General features: G+C 47.0%; 15 protein-coding genes. 10 read left to right on the forward strand and 5 right to left on the reverse strand.

What is annotated here, in order from left to right; genetic code table 11:
- The first annotated feature begins 34 nt into the window (after positions 1-34).
- Both ggt and ACN0TF_RS02465 read left to right on the forward strand, forming a co-directional pair.
- Positions 35-1,774 carry a gamma-glutamyltransferase gene (gene ggt / locus ACN0TF_RS02460; RefSeq protein ID WP_417440619.1) on the forward strand — a complete coding sequence of 580 codons (1,740 nt, stop codon included), beginning with the start codon at positions 35-37 and terminating at the stop codon, positions 1,772-1,774.
- A gap of 6 nt (positions 1,775-1,780) precedes the next feature.
- Entirely contained in the window at positions 1,781-2,221 is a 441-nt protein-coding gene (locus ACN0TF_RS02465) for a hypothetical protein (RefSeq protein ID WP_417440620.1), read from the forward strand.
- Positions 2,222-2,226: 5 nt separating this feature from the next.
- On the opposite strand, the gene ACN0TF_RS02470 is transcribed toward ACN0TF_RS02465, so the two are convergent.
- Together ACN0TF_RS02470 and hspQ are read right to left on the reverse strand one after the other, a co-directional pair.
- Positions 2,227-2,595: a histidine triad nucleotide-binding protein gene (locus ACN0TF_RS02470; RefSeq protein WP_417440621.1), complete on the reverse strand. Its 369-nt coding sequence runs from the start codon at positions 2,593-2,595 to the stop codon at positions 2,227-2,229.
- A gap of 61 nt (positions 2,596-2,656) precedes the next feature.
- Positions 2,657-2,968 (reverse strand): heat shock protein HspQ, encoded by a 312-nt coding sequence (gene hspQ / locus ACN0TF_RS02475; protein WP_011233965.1) that lies wholly within the window; start codon positions 2,966-2,968, stop codon positions 2,657-2,659.
- Between the two features lie 98 nt (positions 2,969-3,066).
- Here hspQ and ACN0TF_RS02480 point away from each other — a divergent pair, with 98 nt between their 5' ends.
- Positions 3,067-3,369, forward strand: coding sequence for a PilZ domain-containing protein (locus ACN0TF_RS02480; RefSeq protein WP_417440622.1), 303 nt, complete (start codon positions 3,067-3,069; stop codon positions 3,367-3,369).
- Between the two features lie 12 nt (positions 3,370-3,381).
- Here ACN0TF_RS02480 and metG read toward each other — a convergent pair whose 3' ends face one another.
- On the reverse strand, positions 3,382-5,415 hold the full coding sequence (metG, locus tag ACN0TF_RS02485; RefSeq protein WP_417440623.1) for a methionine--tRNA ligase: 2,034 nt from the start codon (positions 5,413-5,415) through the stop codon (positions 3,382-3,384).
- Positions 5,416-5,520: 105 nt separating this feature from the next.
- Here metG and apbC point away from each other — a divergent pair, with 105 nt between their 5' ends.
- Entirely contained in the window at positions 5,521-6,507 is a 987-nt protein-coding gene (gene apbC, locus ACN0TF_RS02490) for an iron-sulfur cluster carrier protein ApbC (protein WP_417440624.1), read from the forward strand.
- Positions 6,508-6,552: 45 nt separating this feature from the next.
- Positions 6,553-7,140: a dCTP deaminase gene (gene dcd / locus ACN0TF_RS02495; RefSeq protein WP_011233961.1), complete on the forward strand. Its 588-nt coding sequence runs from the start codon at positions 6,553-6,555 to the stop codon at positions 7,138-7,140.
- On the opposite strand, the gene ACN0TF_RS02500 is transcribed toward dcd, so the two are convergent.
- The gene (locus ACN0TF_RS02500; protein ID WP_417440625.1) at positions 7,137-8,033 is read right to left on the reverse strand and encodes a gluconeogenesis factor YvcK family protein; all 897 of its coding nucleotides are present in this window, start codon (positions 8,031-8,033) and stop codon (positions 7,137-7,139) included. The two genes, dcd and ACN0TF_RS02500, sit on opposite strands and share 4 nt — an antisense overlap.
- Before the next feature lie 106 nt (positions 8,034-8,139).
- On the opposite strand from ACN0TF_RS02500, the gene ACN0TF_RS02505 reads away from it, so the two are divergent.
- From ACN0TF_RS02505 to ACN0TF_RS02525, 5 genes are all read left to right on the forward strand, one after another.
- On the forward strand, positions 8,140-9,546 hold the full coding sequence (locus tag ACN0TF_RS02505) for a protein adenylyltransferase SelO (protein WP_417440626.1): 1,407 nt from the start codon (positions 8,140-8,142) through the stop codon (positions 9,544-9,546).
- Between the two features lie 68 nt (positions 9,547-9,614).
- The gene (locus tag ACN0TF_RS02510; RefSeq protein ID WP_114981379.1) at positions 9,615-10,109 is read left to right on the forward strand and encodes a DUF192 domain-containing protein; all 495 of its coding nucleotides are present in this window, start codon (positions 9,615-9,617) and stop codon (positions 10,107-10,109) included.
- A gap of 41 nt (positions 10,110-10,150) precedes the next feature.
- Complete coding sequence (locus ACN0TF_RS02515; RefSeq protein WP_417440627.1) at positions 10,151-11,824, forward strand: M28 family metallopeptidase; 1,674 nt, start codon at positions 10,151-10,153, stop codon at positions 11,822-11,824.
- A 75-nt stretch (positions 11,825-11,899) separates the two neighbouring features.
- Positions 11,900-12,268, forward strand: coding sequence for a hypothetical protein (locus tag ACN0TF_RS02520; RefSeq protein ID WP_114981377.1), 369 nt, complete (start codon positions 11,900-11,902; stop codon positions 12,266-12,268).
- Between the two features lie 21 nt (positions 12,269-12,289).
- The gene (locus ACN0TF_RS02525; RefSeq protein WP_114981376.1) at positions 12,290-13,333 is read left to right on the forward strand and encodes a bifunctional glycosyltransferase family 2/GtrA family protein; all 1,044 of its coding nucleotides are present in this window, start codon (positions 12,290-12,292) and stop codon (positions 13,331-13,333) included.
- A gap of 64 nt (positions 13,334-13,397) precedes the next feature.
- Here the strand turns inward: ACN0TF_RS02525 and ACN0TF_RS02530 are convergent, their stop codons facing one another.
- Positions 13,398-16,499, reverse strand: coding sequence for an efflux RND transporter permease subunit (locus ACN0TF_RS02530; protein WP_417440628.1), 3,102 nt, complete (start codon positions 16,497-16,499; stop codon positions 13,398-13,400).
- Positions 16,500-16,502: the final 3 nt, after the last annotated feature.

Consider the following 16,502-nt stretch of genomic DNA (forward strand, 5'->3'; position numbering starts at 1 on the left):
TAGGGGAAATTCTTCCCAATATGAATGAGACCTTATGAAGTTCTGGCTACCCACAATAATTGCTGCAAGTGTATTGACTGCCTGTTCGCCTGTATCTGAACAAGAAACCCGTGAACCTGAAGCCGCAACTGGCTTTGTTGAGAAGAGTGCGGTAACTGCCGATAATTTTATGGTGGCCGCAGCTAACCCGCATGCGGTTGATGCTGGCTATGAAGTATTAAAACGAGGTGGTTCTGCAGTTGATGCTGCTATTGCCGTACAGGCTATGCTGGGGCTGGTTGAACCTCAGTCGTCGGGACCGGGGGGCGGTGCGTTTATTCTGTATTGGGATAACGAAGAGAATAAGCTGTACAGCATAGATGCGCGTGAGACTGCTCCTATGGATGCTACTGAGTCTTTGTTTTTAGATGAAGAGGGTAATGCGCCTAAGTGGATTGATGCCGTCGTTGGTGGTCGTTCAGTGGGTACTCCGGGAGTCATTCGCGGGCTGGAATTAGCCCATAAGCGATGGGGTAAAGCGGATTGGTCGTCACTTTTCAGTCAAACTATTGAACTTTCAAAAGAGGGTTTTGAAGTGTCTCCCCGACTGGCTAAGTTGGTTGATATGGAAATTAACCCAGGCGTGAAAAAAATGCCTGAAGCCAGTAACTACTTTTTCCCCAATGGCGAGCCATTGAAAGCTGGTTCGACTCTCAAGAACCCTGACTATGCAAAGAGCCTGAGTCTTATTGCTGAACAGGGTGCTGATGCACTTTATCAGGGCGAACTGGCCGAAAAGATCGTGAATGCGGTACAAAACAGCCCGATAGAGCCTGGCGTATTAAGTCTTAAAGATTTAAGCCAATACAAAGCCAAACTGCGCGAACCGGTATGCAGCGCATATCGACAGTATCAGGTTTGCGGTATGGGTCCGCCAAGCTCGGGGGGGATTACGACATTGCAGACCCTGGGAGTGCTGGAAAACTTTGAATTAGGTGAACTTAAACCGAATTCGGAACAGTTTGCGCATTTGTTTACTCAGGCGTCGCGGATGGCTTATGCCGACAGAAACCAGTGGATTGCTGACCCGGATTTTGTTGAGATGCCGATTGAAGCCATGCTGGACAAAACTTACTTGTCTAGCAGGGCGGATAAAATTACTGAAAAAGACATGGGTAAGGCAAAACCGGGAATTCAGTTGCAACCTGAGTATGAGCAGGATATTGCTTATGAACTGCCAAATACCAGCCATGTTTCAATAGTCGACGCAGAAGGCAATGTATTGTCTATGACGACCAGTATCGAAATGGGCTTTGGTTCAACGGTCATGGCTGGCGGCTTCTTGTTAAACAACCAATTAACGGACTTTTCTCTGGCGCCGGGCGATGGTCAAGAAAAATATGCGAACAGAGTTGAGCCGGGCAAGCGTCCCCGCAGTTCCATGGATCCGATTGTTGTACTGGACGAGAAGGGTGAACAGGTTTTGCACGCGTTAGGTTCTCCCGGTGGTAGCCGAATTATTAATTATGTCAGCCAGACATTAGTTGGCATGCTGGACTGGAACCTTAATGTGCAGGAAGCTATTAATCTTGGCCACGTAACCAATCGCAATGACTATACCTCTCTGGAAAAAGGCCGGGACATAAGTGAACTGAAAGCGGTTTTAGAAAAGCGCGGACATAACGTCAAAGTTATTGATTTAAATAGTGGCTTACACGGAGTCAGTATTGATTCAGACGGCACTCTTATCGGTGGTGCTGACCCACGTCGCGAAGGCGTGGCAAAAGGAGAGTAGCAGGCGATGAAAATTGTAAACTTGTTGGTTTTGGCTTTTGCTTTAATGACGCTATCTGCGTGCGGAGACGATGAGCCGATAAATTATGCGCAAGCCCAGCCGGAAGAAGTTATCCAGGGTTTTTATGCCTCAATTTATAAAGACAGAGACTTAGATCAGGCGAAACAGCTATCTTCAGAGCGTATGGCTGACTTAATTAATCATTATGGTGCGGTTAGTGCGGTTCAGAGATACGTTCTTGGCCGCTACTTCGAAAAAGTTGAGATTGAAGTAGAAACCAATTCTTTTACCGATTATTTGAATAATTCAGAAGAATTACGAGTAACGGTGATTTTTGATGGCTATCATAACGGTGAGAGAGCGAAGGACAGCCGTGATGTGGTACTGATTAAAAGGGACGATGCCTGGGTTGTTGATAAAATTCTTGATACCCGGTATCGCCCTTAATTGCTTTACGCTTCTTTTTTCTTATCGGTATAAGGTGGCCAGCCCATTTGTTTCCCGGCCAGAACGTGTAGATGAATGTGATACACCGTCTGGCCACCATACTCGTTGCAATTCATTACTAACCGGTAACCGTCTTCCGCAAAATTATGTTCAGCTGCTAATTTAGCTGCAACCACATACAAGTGACCAACCAAAGCAGCGTTGTCTTCATTAATGTCGTTTGCTGTCGCAATAGGTTGTTTGGGAATGACCAAACAGTGGAACGGGGCTTGTGGATTTATGTCTTTAAACGCAAGCGCTTTGTCATCTTCGTAGATAATGTCCGCAGGGATATCACGGTTAATAATTTTTGTGAAAATCGTGTCTTCTGCCATTGTCTTACCCTTAATACGCTATTTTAGTCTATGGTAACTATAGCATTGGGCATCGGCAAATTCAGTTGAGGTTTTCGGACAGCTTATATTGGCTGGCGGACTTTCCCGAAAACAATAGGTCGACCATTGGGTGTTGAATTGCTTGTTCTGAAAAGTCGGCTTCTAAGCTGCTTTCACTAACATAAGTTTGAATTGACGAGTTGTTAACTAAAATATGGTACCAGGGCTGATCTTTTGCCGGTTTAGAGGTAGCCATTTTATTGTACCAGCTGTCAGATAGCGTGAAGCACGGGTCAGCATCAATAATCACGCCACGGTAACCGTAAAGGCTGTGTGTAATAAGTTGACCAATTGAAAACTTCGCTTCTACCATGATGACGGTTCCATGTTATCCGATAATGTTTTTTTATCGGCTAAGGCGTGCTAAAACTTAAGTAAGATTTACACTTAATATACAAATAAGAGGGCAACATGCTGGAATCCCCGGAAAATCGACATTTTATGCGAATGGCAGTTAATGCGGATGTAAAGGTTACTCTTAAAAATGAAGGGGGAGAGCAGCAGTTACAGGGAGTTTGTCTGGATTTAAGCGCGGCGGGTTTGTCGTTGCAGTTACCTGCAAGTGCAGAAATTGGCGATAGTTTATTTGCCGAAATTGGCTCGTCTGGTTCGATAGCCCCGTTAAAAGTTACCGCTGAAGTCGTTCGCAGTCAGAGACTGGAAGACAACAGCGGTGATTTTATTTTGGGTTGTCGCATTATATCAATGGACTAGCAGCCCGGCTGATTACATTATTCTCATGCCAGGCTTGGCGCCGTCGTGTGGGTTAAGAATGTAGATTTCATCTTTACCCGGGCCCGCTGCAAGCACCATACCTTCAGATAAACCGAAACGCATTTTGCGAGGCGCCAAGTTCGCAACCATAACAGTTAATTGACCTTTTAATGCTTCAGGATCATAAGCTGACTTGATACCCGCAAATACCTGACGAGTTTCACCACCAAGATCCAACGTAAGTTTCAATAACTTATCCGCGCCTTCAACGTGTTCGGCATTTGCAATGCGGGCAACGCGTAAATCGACTTTAGCAAAATCGTCAAAGCTGATTTCATCGGCAATGGGTTCCTTTTTCAACTCGTCGTTGGCTTCCACAGCAGGGACTTGTGAAGCTTGCTCTTCTTTTGATGCGTCAATCATGGCGTTTACGTCGTCCATTTCAACACGCTGCATAAGCGCTTTAAATTTATTTATCGGATACTCTGTTAAAGCCGTTTTATGGCTTTCCCAGGTGAATGTATCGTTCAGGAAGTGCTGTACTTCTTCAGTTAGCTTAGGCACGACCGGAGCCAAATAAATCATTAACGTCCGGAACAGGTTGATACCCAGCGAGCAAATTTCGTGAACTTCCTGTTCGCTACCTTCCTGCTTAATTAATTGCCAGGGTTCTTTATCAGCAATGTACTGGTTAGCGCGATCAGCCAGCGCCATGATGTCGCGCATGGCGCGTGAAAACTCACGCTTTTCATAAAGTTCAGCTATGTTGTCACCGGCTAGCTGAAAGTCTTCTAACAATGCTGAGTCAGCTACGTTAGCTGAAAGCTTTCCGTCGAATTTTTTCTGAATAAAACCGGCACAGCGGCTGGCAATGTTAATCACCTTGCCAACAAGATCAGAATTGACCCGTTGCGCGAAGTCAGTCAGGTTTAAGTCGAGATCATCAATACGGCTTGTCAGCTTGGCCGCAAAGTAATAACGCAGATATTCCGGGTCAAGATGCTCAAGGTAAGTGCGAGCCTTAATGAATGTCCCTTTAGACTTAGACATTTTAGTCCCGTTAACCGTAATAAAACCATGTGCCCAGACATTGGTTGGTTGACGGAAATCGGCGCCTTTTAACATGGCAGGCCAGAATAAGCTGTGGAAATAGATAATGTCTTTACCAATAAAATGATAAAGCTCGGCTTCGCTGTCGGCTTGCCAATACGTGTCCCAGTCCGCTTTACCTGTGGTTGTGCAGTAGTTTTTAAAGCTACTCATGTAACCTATTGGTGCATCCAGCCATACGTAAAAGTATTTATTTTCGGTGCCGGGAATTTTAAAGCCAAAGTAGGGTGCGTCGCGGGAAATGTCCCAACGCTGCAGGCCTTGTTCAAACCATTCGTTGAGCTTGTTCGCCATTTCATTTTGTAATGAACCGGAACGTGTCCAGCTTTTTAGCATGTCACCAAATGCAGGCAAGTCGAAAAAGTAGTGTTCTGACTCACGCAGTTCGGGTTCCGCACCAGAAACCACTGACTTCGGGTTTTTCAGGTCGGTTGGTGCGTATGTTGCGCCACAAACATCACAGTTGTCTCCGTACTGGTCTTCTGCGCCACAGTCCGGACATTCGCCCTTAACAAAGCGGTCGGGCAGGAACATCTCTTTTTGTGGGTCATACAGCTGTTCAATGACTTTGGTTTTAATGTGGCCGGCTTTATCAAGACGTGTGTAGATAGTCTCAGCCAACTCACGGTTCTCGTCACTGTGAGTGCTGTAATAGTGGTCAAAACCGACTAAAAAGTCACTAAAATCGGATTCATGCGAGCGTTGCATGTCGCCAATCATTTGTTCAGGCGTTATACCAAGCTGTTGGGCTTTCAGCATAATAGGTGTGCCGTGCGCATCGTCAGCACAGACGAAGTGGCATTCATTTCCGCGCAGCTTCTGAAAGCGTACCCAGATATCGGCCTGAATATAGCCTAACAGGTGACCGATATGGATAGGTCCGTTAGCGTAAGGCAGTGCGTTGGTAACCAGTATTTTACGTGCGGATTGGCTCATGCGAAAATCTGCTTCCGTTTTGTTGATTAATCGAATGTAAACCCCAAAGTTCTATGCCGCTCATGTTAGCATAGCTCTTGGCTGATACACAGATCCCCGAGGTTGATGATGAAAGATTTTACTCACCCCTTATTGCCTAATGGCATACCCGATAACTGGGTAACTGGCTCCGGTAAGCAACGGGTACTGAACTTGCCTTTTGTTGCTGGTGAGTCCTTGCTGAAAGCCATACAGAACGATTCTGAACTGGGCGAGTTTGACTGGCAGCTTAACTGCCAGATAAAAAAATTGAAGAACTCACAGCCGGAATTACCGCTTACTACGGGTAATGTCATTGTTGTCTCCTCCGGCAAAGGCGGAGTAGGGAAATCGTCTGTGAGTGTGAATCTGGCATTAGCTTTATCACAACTAGGCGCTAAGGTTGGGTTGCTGGATGCCGATATTTATGGGCCATCCATTCCGACCATGCTCGGCGGTGGCGGCTCAGAGATGGAGCTGACCAAGAACAATAAAATGATGCCTTTAGAGCGCCACGGATTGCATGTACATTCGCTGGGGTACCTGGTTGAGGACAACGATGCGACTATTTGGCGCGGCCCTATGGCAAGTGGTGCTCTGCAGCAGCTATACAAAGACACAGCCTGGCCAGCGCTTGATTATCTCATTGTGGATATGCCGCCGGGTACTGGCGACATTCAGCTGACTATGGCGCAAAAGTTACCGGTAACGGGCGCGGTGGTAGTAACTACACCTCAAACCGTCGCGCTTAAGGACGCAGAAAAAGGCGTGGCTATGTTTGAAAAACTGAATATTCCGCTCATAGGCATACTGGAAAACATGAGTTTTTACCAATGCCCGTCGTGTGGACATGAAGATGCGGTTTTTGGCAAAAACGGCGGTGCGGTTATGGCAACTGAGCACAACTTACCGTTATTGGGTCAATGGCCTTTGAACAGTGAGCTGCGCGAGAGTCTGGATGGTGATACACCACTCTTGGTAGCACAGCCGGAACACCCGTTAAGTCAGTTAATTTTAAATTCAGCGCAACAAGTTGCAGCAAACCTCTATTATCAGCAAGAAAATTCGTTATAGTACTGGCCTTAAGGTCTTAAACGACAACACGGAGAACGATGAACGATGCGCCTAAACGACACTGAAATAGAACAGCATTTGAAAGATGGAATTATAGGTGTCGAACCTGCACCCCAAGCCAATAATATCTCAGGCGTTACACTAGATATTCATTTAGGTAACGATTTTCGTGTGCTGCAGGATCATGCGGCACCTTTTATTGATATTAGCGGCTCGCGTGAAGCTATTGAAGCGGCAATTCAGGAAGTCATGAGTGATGAAATAGTGCTGAAAGACGATCAGGCTTTTTTTATTCATCCGGGCGAATTTGCTTTAGCGGTAACGCACGAGTCTATTACCTTACCGGCCGATATGGTGGGCTGGTTAGACGGTCGCTCGTCATTAGCGCGCTTAGGATTGATGGTACATGTAACTGCTCATCGTATTGACCCGGGCTGGTCAGGACAAATTGTTCTGGAGTTTTTTAATAGCGGGAAGTTACCTTTGGCATTACGAGCGGGTATGAAGATAGGCGCTATTAGTTTTGAGAAGCTCAGTGGCCCTTGTGCAAGGCCTTACAACAAGCGTGAAGATGCTAAATATCGGGATCAGCACAGCGCCGTGGCTTCGCGTATTTCAGCTGACGGCGGCTAAGCGCTCTCTACCAGGAGTTGTTTAGCGGCTTCTTCCAATTTAGCCAGTAAATTGTTCGTGTTATGGCGGTAGTAGACGTCTTCATCGCTCTGCAAACCGCCAATAACCGGTAACTTCAGGCCATTCTCTTTTTTGTTACTTAAGACTAAGTCGACAACTTGCTTACCCAATTGCTTCTCGATAAAGCCGACTTTTTCAGCCAGACTGAGCTTGCCAGCGGGACCGTTTTCATCCACCAGGTTATCAATAAACACCACTTTGGCCTGAGTTGTCAGTAAGGCATCGCGAATACCACTAACGAGTAACGGTGGCATAACCGAGGTCATGAAACTTCCCGGTCCCAGCAAGATTAACTGGCTGCTTCGAATATGGCGTATTGCTTCGGGGGTTGCAGTAACGCTGCCGGACAAAGACAGCTTGCGTGGCATAACCGGCAGTTTATCAATGCGTATTTCGCCATGACACTGAATGCCGTCGTTGGTTGTCGCAATGAGGTCGGTCGGGCATTCCGACATAGGAAGTATGCGATTATCGACGTTCAGTAAACGACTTAAGAGTTGTATACCATCTAACGGGCGGGCACTTAGTTGATCCAGTGTATAAAGCAGCAGGTTACCGAAGTTATGACCATGCAGTGACGATGTGCAATCAAAACGGTAATTCAGTACTTCGGCCGCGAGTGGTTGTTCAACAAGTTGTGACAGGCAGTTGCGGATATCACCCCAGGCAATGCAGTGCTGTGACTCACGTAACAAACCGGTTGCGCCGCCGTTATCTGTGGTTGCGACAATACCGACTAACTTATGTTTCATAAACGACAGCGTCGACAGTACCCGACCGAGACCGTGGCCACCGCCTATTGCGGTGATACGTCGTAAAGAATGAAGTTGCATGTGGCTTCCTTTGCTGCCAATGGTCAAACGTTGCGACCTTAGCTGATTTATTATGAGTTATGCAAGCCTCGCTGACTGTGTAACAATCTATTTAGCAGGAGGATGTATGCCAATAGTTTTTGATAACCGCTTTGCCCGTAAGTTCCCGGAAATTACAACTCGCCAGCCAATAAAGCCCGACGGCGAGGTCAGTTTACGTTGGTTAAATAGCCCTTTATGGGCTGAATTAACCAATGGAGAAACGCCGCCAGCTAAATTGTCTCAGTGGCTGGGAGGGCTCGAGCACTGGCCGGGAAGTGACCCGGTTGCGCAAAAGTACGCAGGGCATCAGTTCGGACATTTTAACCCTTATTTAGGCGATGGTCGCGGCCTGCTGCTGGGTCAGGCCGTAGTGGGAGATAAAATAACGGATATCCATATAAAAGGCGCTGGACCGACTCCATACAGTCGGGGCGCAGATGGCAGGGCGGTGTTGCGCTCTTCTATACGGGAGTTGCTGGCAAGCGAAGCGCTGCACGGGCTAACTATTCCGACAACGCGCGCTTTGGCGTTAATTTCGACACAAGGGAAGATACAACGGGAGCGGGTTGAGCCAGGGGCGATGCTGGCCCGCACAGCGACGACACATGTTCGTTTTGGTCATTTTGAACACTGTTTTCACCGAGGGCTGGAAGACACCATGCATAACCTCTGGCAGGACACCATAGAAGTGACCTGGCCACACTTAGCGGATGCTGATATCGCGGAACAATTTTCGCAGGTGGTAAAAAGTACCGCTGAGATGATTGCTGCGTGGCAGGCTTATGGTTTTATTCATGGTGTAATGAATACTGACAACATGAGTCTAGCGGGTGAAACCTTCGACTTTGGCCCCTATGCTTTTCTGGATGATTACCAGCCCGAAAAGATTTTTAACCATACGGATGCAGGCGGGCGCTACGGTCTTTTGCAACAACCCGGGGTAGGGCTCTGGAATTTACAGCGACTGGCTCAGGCCGTTAGTCCTTTAATTGAGGCGGATAAACTGCGGGCGGCGCTGGACACCTACGAACCCGAACTTCGAAAAGCTTACTTAAACCTAATGACAAAACGTCTGGGTATGTCGTCAGTACCTGCCAACGAGAGAATGCAATTGGTCGGTGGTTGGTTAAGTCTGCTGGAGGTGAACCAGGCGGATTATCACTTGGCGTTCCGCGACTTAATTGACTCGCTTGAAGCGAAAGAGCCGAAAGGAATACTGGCACAAAGCGGTGACAGTTGGTGGCAGGAATACAATAAAGCGGTAAACGGAAAGAGTGATATTGACGTCATGAAGCAAGTTAACCCCTGGGTTATTGTCAGAACACACCACGCGCAGCGGGTTATCGAGGCTGCAGAAGCAGGTGACGACTCTTTATTACACGACTATATGCGGGCTTTAATGAACCCCTTTGCTGAGAGTTTAAGTGAAAGCCCCTGGGCTAAACCGCCAACGGCTGAGGAGCAGGTCTCTGAACTGTCCTGTTCAAGCTGAGGTTTGAATTGCGATCTCCCACTGGATAGGACAAAATCAGAGTCATTGATGATGACAGGGTCAAGCGAATGAACTATCGAGTGCTTTTTATGTTAATCAGCGCCTTACCTTTTTGCGGTATGGCGCAACAATGGAATGTTCCTGAACCACAAGAATTTGATAAAACCGAAGTTTGTCTGGGCGAACTTGAACAACCTTTAACCGTCGAGCTGGCAGATAATCAGCAGCAACAAGCGCGGGGGTTAATGCAGCGTGAGTCACTGGGCGAGTATAAAGGTATGTGGTTCCGTTACGGCAATGAACGTCCGGGCTACAGTGGTTTCTGGATGTATCAGACATTAATTCCATTAGATATTGCTTACCTTGATCGACAGGGCCGTATTGTGAAAACTTTCACGATGCGACCTTGCGGCAGCGATGATCCGACGCAATGCCGAAGCTATTCTCCGGGGAAAAACTACTGGAGTGTGCTTGAGGTAAATGGCGGATTCTTTGCTGAGCATGATATTCGCATGGGCGATCAATTAAGAAAAGCTGAGGGCGAAAGCTGTAAGCAAAAATAGGGTAAAAAATAATAATGAAGAGTAATAAAAAAGGAGAAACCATGAAGTACGTCATATTAGGAGCACTGAGCTTAAGTGTTCTAGCTGCCTGCGGGCCGGCAAACGAGTCAAACAAAGAAACAGATAAAGCGGTTGCCGATATACAGGATTCAGCTTTTAACCCCAATTACCGGGATTATCTAAAGACGTTATCTTCTGACGAGTTTGAAGGGCGCGCACCTGCGTCAGCCGGCGGCGAGAAAGCGGTTAGCTTTATTGAAAATAATTTTCGGGAGTGGGGCTTGAAGCCGTATGACCAGGAAAATGACAGCTACCGTCAGCCCGTCCCCTTAGTCAAATTGATGCCGTATAAAGTGAGTTCTCTGAACTTTGCTGGTGATTCAGCACCCGAGTCTATGAAGTATCGTACTGAAATGATGGCGTGGACACCGCGTGTGGTTGACGAAGTTAACGTCGAAAACAGCGACGTCGTTTTTGTCGGATACGGCATTGTTGCTCCTGAATACGACTGGAATGACTACGAAGGACTGGACGTTGAAGGTAAGACCGTTGTTATGCTGGTGAATGACCCGGGTTATGCAACCGGAGATTCAGAGCTATTTAATGGTAATGCCATGACGTATTATGGGCGCTGGACATACAAATATGAAGAAGCCGCGCGTCAGGGAGCTAAAGCCGCGTTTGTAATACACGAAACAGGGCCTGCCGGTTACGGTTGGGGCGTTGTTGCTGGTGGTTCTCCAGTGCGTTTTGACTTAAAACGTGAAAACAAGAATATGGACCGCTCAGCCATTGAAGGTTGGGTGACAGAAGAAAGCGCTAACGCGTTATTCGCCAGTGTTGGGAAAAATTTAGAGCAAATGCGAGAGTTGGCTTTAAGTGGTGACTTCAAGCCTCAGACGCTGAACATTGAAGCCTCATTGACGGTTAAAAACAAATTTGAATATTTAGATACCAATAACGTGATTGGTTACATCGAAGGCTCTAAGTACCCAGAAGAACACGTTATTTATATGGCTCACCATGACCATCTGGGAACCGACCCGGTGCGTGAAGATGATCCTATCTATAATGGTGCGCAGGATAATGCCTCGGGCACGGCTGCATTAATGGCTATGGCTGAGCAGTTTGCCAAAGGGCCACAACCAGAGCGCTCTATTGTGTTTGCTGCGGTCGGTGCAGAGGAGAGTGGCTTGCTTGGTTCTGACTGGTACGCGTCGCATCCAATGCTGCCACTGGGCAAAGCCGTTGGTGGTATCAATATGGACGTTATGAATGTTTATGGGCCGATGAAAGACATGGTTGTCGTAGGTTATGGCAATTCTTCTATGGAAGACTACTTGAAACGCTACGTAAAGGCCCAAGATCGTTATGTAGCACCTGAGCCAACTCCTGAAGTGGGTTCATTCTATCGCTCAGATCATTTTAATCTGGCGAAAAGAGGTGTTCCAATGCTTTACGCTAAAGGCGGCAATGACCATGTTGAAAAAGGCCGTGAGTGGACTGAAGAGCAGCGTGCTATATTTAACCGCGATGCTTATCATAAACCGGCTGATGAATTTGATGAAAACTGGGATTTACGTGGTGTACAGCAGGATATGTCCGTTTTTTATTCAATCGGTAATGAGTTAGCAAACTCACGTGAATGGCCTCAATGGGCACCGGGTAATGAATTTGAAGCGGCACGTAAAGCAACAGAAGATATGCGTAAATAGACGTTAAGATAACCTTGTAGGAACGGTCTGTGCCTTATGTTGTCTTAGCTTTGTAGTCATTTTTTAGGAGCAGTTATGACTCATAAACGAGATAAAGTTTATGTCCGTTTCAACCAGGGTTCACGCGCCGGAGGTTCATCCTCCGGTAACTGGCTCAGCCGTTTGCTGGGCCTTTTTTTGTTATTGGTTCTGATAGGCCTTGGGCTGGCTTTTGGCATGGTCATCGCGGCCGTACTATTTGTGCTGATGATTCCGGTTATGTGGCGTCAACGTCATACTATTAAACAGGTCTGGCGCATGCGTAAACAAGCGAAGCAGCATTATCAGGAGCAACAGCGGCAGCATCAAAAACAACAAGAACATTATGAAAATAATAAGGAAGACCGTGGCTCGGTTATTGATGGAGAGTACGAAGTCAAAGAAGATCAGGACAAAAAACCATAGAAACAAAGGTCCAGTGCTGGAATGAAAAAACCTTATATTGTTATTCCGGCGCTGGATCCCGACCAGCACTTGCTGGAGCTTATTGATAGAATTACCACTGAAGATCCAGAATGGAATCACTATCTGGGTATTATTGTTGTTGATGACGGTAGTCGCTCCTCAGACGTTTTTCAGCAACTGGCTGATCGCCATCGTGTTCATGTTCTAAGCCATGAGCAAAATAAGGGAAAAGGCGCTGCATTGCGCACGGCTTTTGACTGGATCATCAAGCAAAGTGATGAACGCTGTTCCGGTGCTGTCACAGCAGATGCGGACGGCCAACATTTGGCTAAAGACATTCTTGCTATCTGTACCTGCCTAAAAGGATACCCGGATAAGCTATGGCTGGGTAGCCGCACTTTCGATGAAAAAGACATTCCTTTTCGTTCCAGACTCGGTAATAAATTTACCCGGGTTATTTTTCGACTGGTAACGGGGCAGGATATTAAAGATACCCAAACAGGGCTGCGCGGGATTCCTTTGGGTTTTCTTGAAAAGTTAGTTCACTTTACCAGTTCCGGTTATGAGTTTGAATTAGAAATGCTGCTTTCGGCTAAGCGCTGCGGCTATCGCATAAATTCTCAGGAAATAACCACGGTTTATGAAGAGGGTAATGAAACAAGTCATTACCGACCAGTAATCGACTCGATAAAAATTTACCAAAAGTTTTTAAAGTTTGCGAGTATTGGGATTTTGTCTGCCGGCCTGGATTACTCCGTTTTTGCAACAGCTTACTTTTTCTCCGGTCAGGTGTTGGAATCTATTGTTCTGGCTCGAGTTATATCCGGCGTATTCAATTTTTCTCTGAATCGCCAATGGGTATTCAAACAAGGGTCTCATGTTGCCTGGGATGCAACTAAATACAGTTGTCTCGCCATTGTCTTAGTGGCAGCTAATTACGGCCTTACAGAGGCGTTCCGCTACCTTGGTGTTACTCCCTTTATTGGTAAGCCATTAGCGGAAGGCTTAGTCTTCTTGTTGAGTTACGGTGGACAAAAACGCTTGGTCTTTAAAAAAGCAGCTTAACAAGTTGTCGTTTTAAAAAGAAAACCCGGAGTTTAAGCTCCGGGTTTTTTGTATCCGCTATTCGTTATTCTTCAGCTTGCTTAGGCGGGAATATTCGCCGTACAACATAGAAGAATAATGGTACGAAGAAGATTGCCAGTACAGTACCACCAATCATCCCGCCTATAACACTGGTACCGATGGCATTACGGCTTGCTGCACCTGCACCATCGCTTAGCGCCAGAGGCATAACACCAAAGATAAAGGCTAAGGACGTCATAAGGATAGGGCGCAGACGTAAGCGTACGGCTTCCAGAGTGGCATCCAGTAGTTCTTTACCCTGAGCCTGCAAGTCTTTCGCAAACTCAACGATCAGTATGGCGTTCCTTGCCGACACCCCAACGGTTGTCAGCAGACCTACCTGGAAGTAAACATCGTTAGAAATACCGCGAAGCATAACAGCAACGACAGCACCCAGAATACCCAGAGGGACAACCAGCATGACTGAGAATGGTATTGACCAGCTTTCGTACAGGGCTGCCAGGAACAGGAATACAACAATCAGCGATACGCTATAAAGGATCGGCGCAAAATCACCGGATTGACGCTCTTGTAAAGAAATACCTGTCCATTCGAAACCAATACCCGGAGGAAGCTTAGCAATCATCTTTTCCATTTCAATCATGGCTTCGCCGGTACTGACTCCCGGAGCTGCCTGCCCCTGGATTTCCATTGCAGAAACACCGTTATAGCTTTCAACTCGCTGGGCACCATAAGTCCATTCCCAACTCGAGAATGAGCTAAATGGCACCATATCACCCTGGTTATTCTTGACATACCATTCGTTGATATCTTCAGGCAACATACGCGATTCCGCTTCGCCCTGCAGATAGACCTTTTTAACCCGGCCCCGATCGATAAAGTCGTTAACGTAGGATGACCCCCAGGCTGTGCTTAAGGTTTCATTGATATTGGTAATAGTCAGTCCCAGCGCCTGAGCTTTTTCAAAGTCGATATCAATACGCAACTGTGGCGCATCTTCAAGACCATTTGGACGTACCTGTACCAGCTTGTCGTTCTTTCCTGCCATACCCAGCAATTGGTTACGGGCTTCGAGTAAACCGGCATGACCCAGGTTACCGCGATCCTGCAGGAACAGGTTGAAACCACTGGAAACACCAAGTTCTGGAATAGGCGGCAGGTTAAAGGCAAATATCATCGCCTCTTTGATACCAGCGAAGAACCCAAAAGCTCTGCCTATAACGGCATCAACACTCTGGCTCTCGTCACGTTCGCTCCAGTCTTTCAAACGCACGAAGGCGATACCATTTGCCTGACTTCGTCCTGAGAAACTAAAACCAACAACAGAAAATACTGACTGGACCGCATCTTCCTGATCAAGATAGTAGTCTTCTATTTTATCCATAGTGTTGACGGACTGCTCAATAGTTGAGCCTACGGGTAACTGCATCTGAGTCAAGAATACGCCGCGATCTTCGTCGGGTAAGAAGGCCGCTGGCAATTTCATGAATAAGAACACCAGAATGCCGATAATACCCAGGTAAAGTACGCCAAAACGTACGGTACGACGTAAAATTGAGTGAATGGTATTGGTGTACTTATCGGTCCATTTTTCTAAGGTACGGTTGAACCAGCCAAGCGGACCCCAGCCACTGTTTTTGTCGTGCTTAACCGGTTTCAGCAGGGTGGCACACAATGCTGGTGAGAACACGATAGCGACGAGAACAGACAGACCCATAGAGGTAATGATGGTCAGTGAGAACTGTCGGTAAACGGCACCGGTGGAACCCGGGAAAAAGGCCATTGGTGCGAACACCGCTGCCATAACAACACCGATAGCAACAAGTGCACCGGTAATTTGCCCCATCGACTTAATCGTTGCCTGCTTGGGTGACAAGCCCTCTTCAGACATTAAGCGCTCCACGTTCTCTACAACGACGATGGCATCATCAACCAACAGACCGATAGACAACACCATACCGAACATGGTCAGGGTGTTAATTGAGAAACCAGCTAATGCCATGACACCCATGGTTCCCAGAATAACCACCGGTATTGCTAAGGTAGGTATTAAGGTAGCTCGCAGGTTTTGTAGGAAAACGAACATAAGCAGGAAGACCAGAATAATGGCCTCAATTAAAACCTGCGCGACTTCTGAAATCGAAATTTTGATAAAAGGAGTGGTGTCGTATGCTGTAACCAATTCCATTCCATCAGGGAAAAACTCTTCCAGTTCAGCCATTCGGGCTTTTACCGCATCGGCCGTTTCCAGAGCGTTAGCACCGGTTTGCAAATTAATTGCCAGACCCGTTGCCGGCTTACCGTTATAATTGGCCTGAATAGAGTAGTTTTCTGCACCTTTTTCGACTTCAGCAACGTCTTTAAGACGAACCTGAGAACCGTCCGGCAACACTTTTAAGGTGATGTTTTCAAACTCAGAGACATCAGACATACGCGTTTGCGCAATAATGGTTGCGTTCAGACGTTGCCCCTCTACGGCTGGTGTGCCACCGAGTTCACCGGCAGCAACCTGAGCATTTTGTGCCTGAATAGCACTTTTAATGTCAGCCATTGTCATGCCGTAGTTAACCAGCGCTGACGGGTCTACCCAAATTCTCATTGAGTAGGGCGAGCCAAAGAGTTGAACGTTACCAACCCCGGTTGTACGGGCTATAGGATCCTGAATATTTGACGCAATATAGTCACTTAAGTCGGTTTGAGAGTAACGGTCGTCTGAGGCCACTAGCGCGGCTACCATTAAGAATGAGCTACTCGCTTTACTAACGGTAATGCCCTGAGCCTGAACTGCCTGAGGCAACTGGGGGGTTGCCTGAGAAAGCTTATTCTGAACTTGCACCTGAGCAATATCAGGATCCGTTCCTGAAGCAAAAGTCAGACTAACGGTGCCGTTGCCAAAGTTACTCTGAGAAGAGAAGTAGAGCAGGTTATCAATACCTGTCATATTCTGCTCAATAACTTTGGTTACAGTATTTGAAACGGTTTCGGCGTTAGCGCCAGGGTAACTCACCTGAATTTCGACTGCAGGCGGAGCAATAGTCGGATACTGGGCTATAGGTAGCTGCAGCATCGCGATAGCACCGGCCATCATGGTCAGCAGCGCGATAACCCAGGCAAATATCGGGCGATTTATAAAAAACTTGGCCATTAC

Source organism: Idiomarina sp. (genome assembly GCF_048265525.1).
In the GTDB taxonomy this organism is placed as follows: Bacteria; Pseudomonadota; Gammaproteobacteria; order Enterobacterales; family Alteromonadaceae; genus Idiomarina.

Coding starts and splice junctions, on each gene's coding strand:
- ggt (WP_417440619.1), top strand. CDS start 35: ATGAAGTTCTGGCTACCCACAATAATTGCTGCAAGTGTATTGACTGCC.
- ACN0TF_RS02465 (WP_417440620.1), top strand. CDS start 1,781: ATGAAAATTGTAAACTTGTTGGTTTTGGCTTTTGCTTTAATGACGCTA.
- ACN0TF_RS02470 (WP_417440621.1), bottom strand. CDS start 2,595: ATGGCAGAAGACACGATTTTCACAAAAATTATTAACCGTGATATCCCT.
- hspQ (WP_011233965.1), bottom strand. CDS start 2,968: ATGGTAGAAGCGAAGTTTTCAATTGGTCAACTTATTACACACAGCCTT.
- ACN0TF_RS02480 (WP_417440622.1), top strand. CDS start 3,067: ATGCTGGAATCCCCGGAAAATCGACATTTTATGCGAATGGCAGTTAAT.
- metG (WP_417440623.1), bottom strand. CDS start 5,415: ATGAGCCAATCCGCACGTAAAATACTGGTTACCAACGCACTGCCTTAC.
- apbC (WP_417440624.1), top strand. CDS start 5,521: ATGATGAAAGATTTTACTCACCCCTTATTGCCTAATGGCATACCCGAT.
- dcd (WP_011233961.1), top strand. CDS start 6,553: ATGCGCCTAAACGACACTGAAATAGAACAGCATTTGAAAGATGGAATT.
- ACN0TF_RS02500 (WP_417440625.1), bottom strand. CDS start 8,033: ATGCAACTTCATTCTTTACGACGTATCACCGCAATAGGCGGTGGCCAC.
- ACN0TF_RS02505 (WP_417440626.1), top strand. CDS start 8,140: ATGCCAATAGTTTTTGATAACCGCTTTGCCCGTAAGTTCCCGGAAATT.
- ACN0TF_RS02510 (WP_114981379.1), top strand. CDS start 9,615: ATGAACTATCGAGTGCTTTTTATGTTAATCAGCGCCTTACCTTTTTGC.
- ACN0TF_RS02515 (WP_417440627.1), top strand. CDS start 10,151: ATGAAGTACGTCATATTAGGAGCACTGAGCTTAAGTGTTCTAGCTGCC.
- ACN0TF_RS02520 (WP_114981377.1), top strand. CDS start 11,900: ATGACTCATAAACGAGATAAAGTTTATGTCCGTTTCAACCAGGGTTCA.
- ACN0TF_RS02525 (WP_114981376.1), top strand. CDS start 12,290: ATGAAAAAACCTTATATTGTTATTCCGGCGCTGGATCCCGACCAGCAC.
- ACN0TF_RS02530 (WP_417440628.1), bottom strand. CDS start 16,499: ATGGCCAAGTTTTTTATAAATCGCCCGATATTTGCCTGGGTTATCGCG.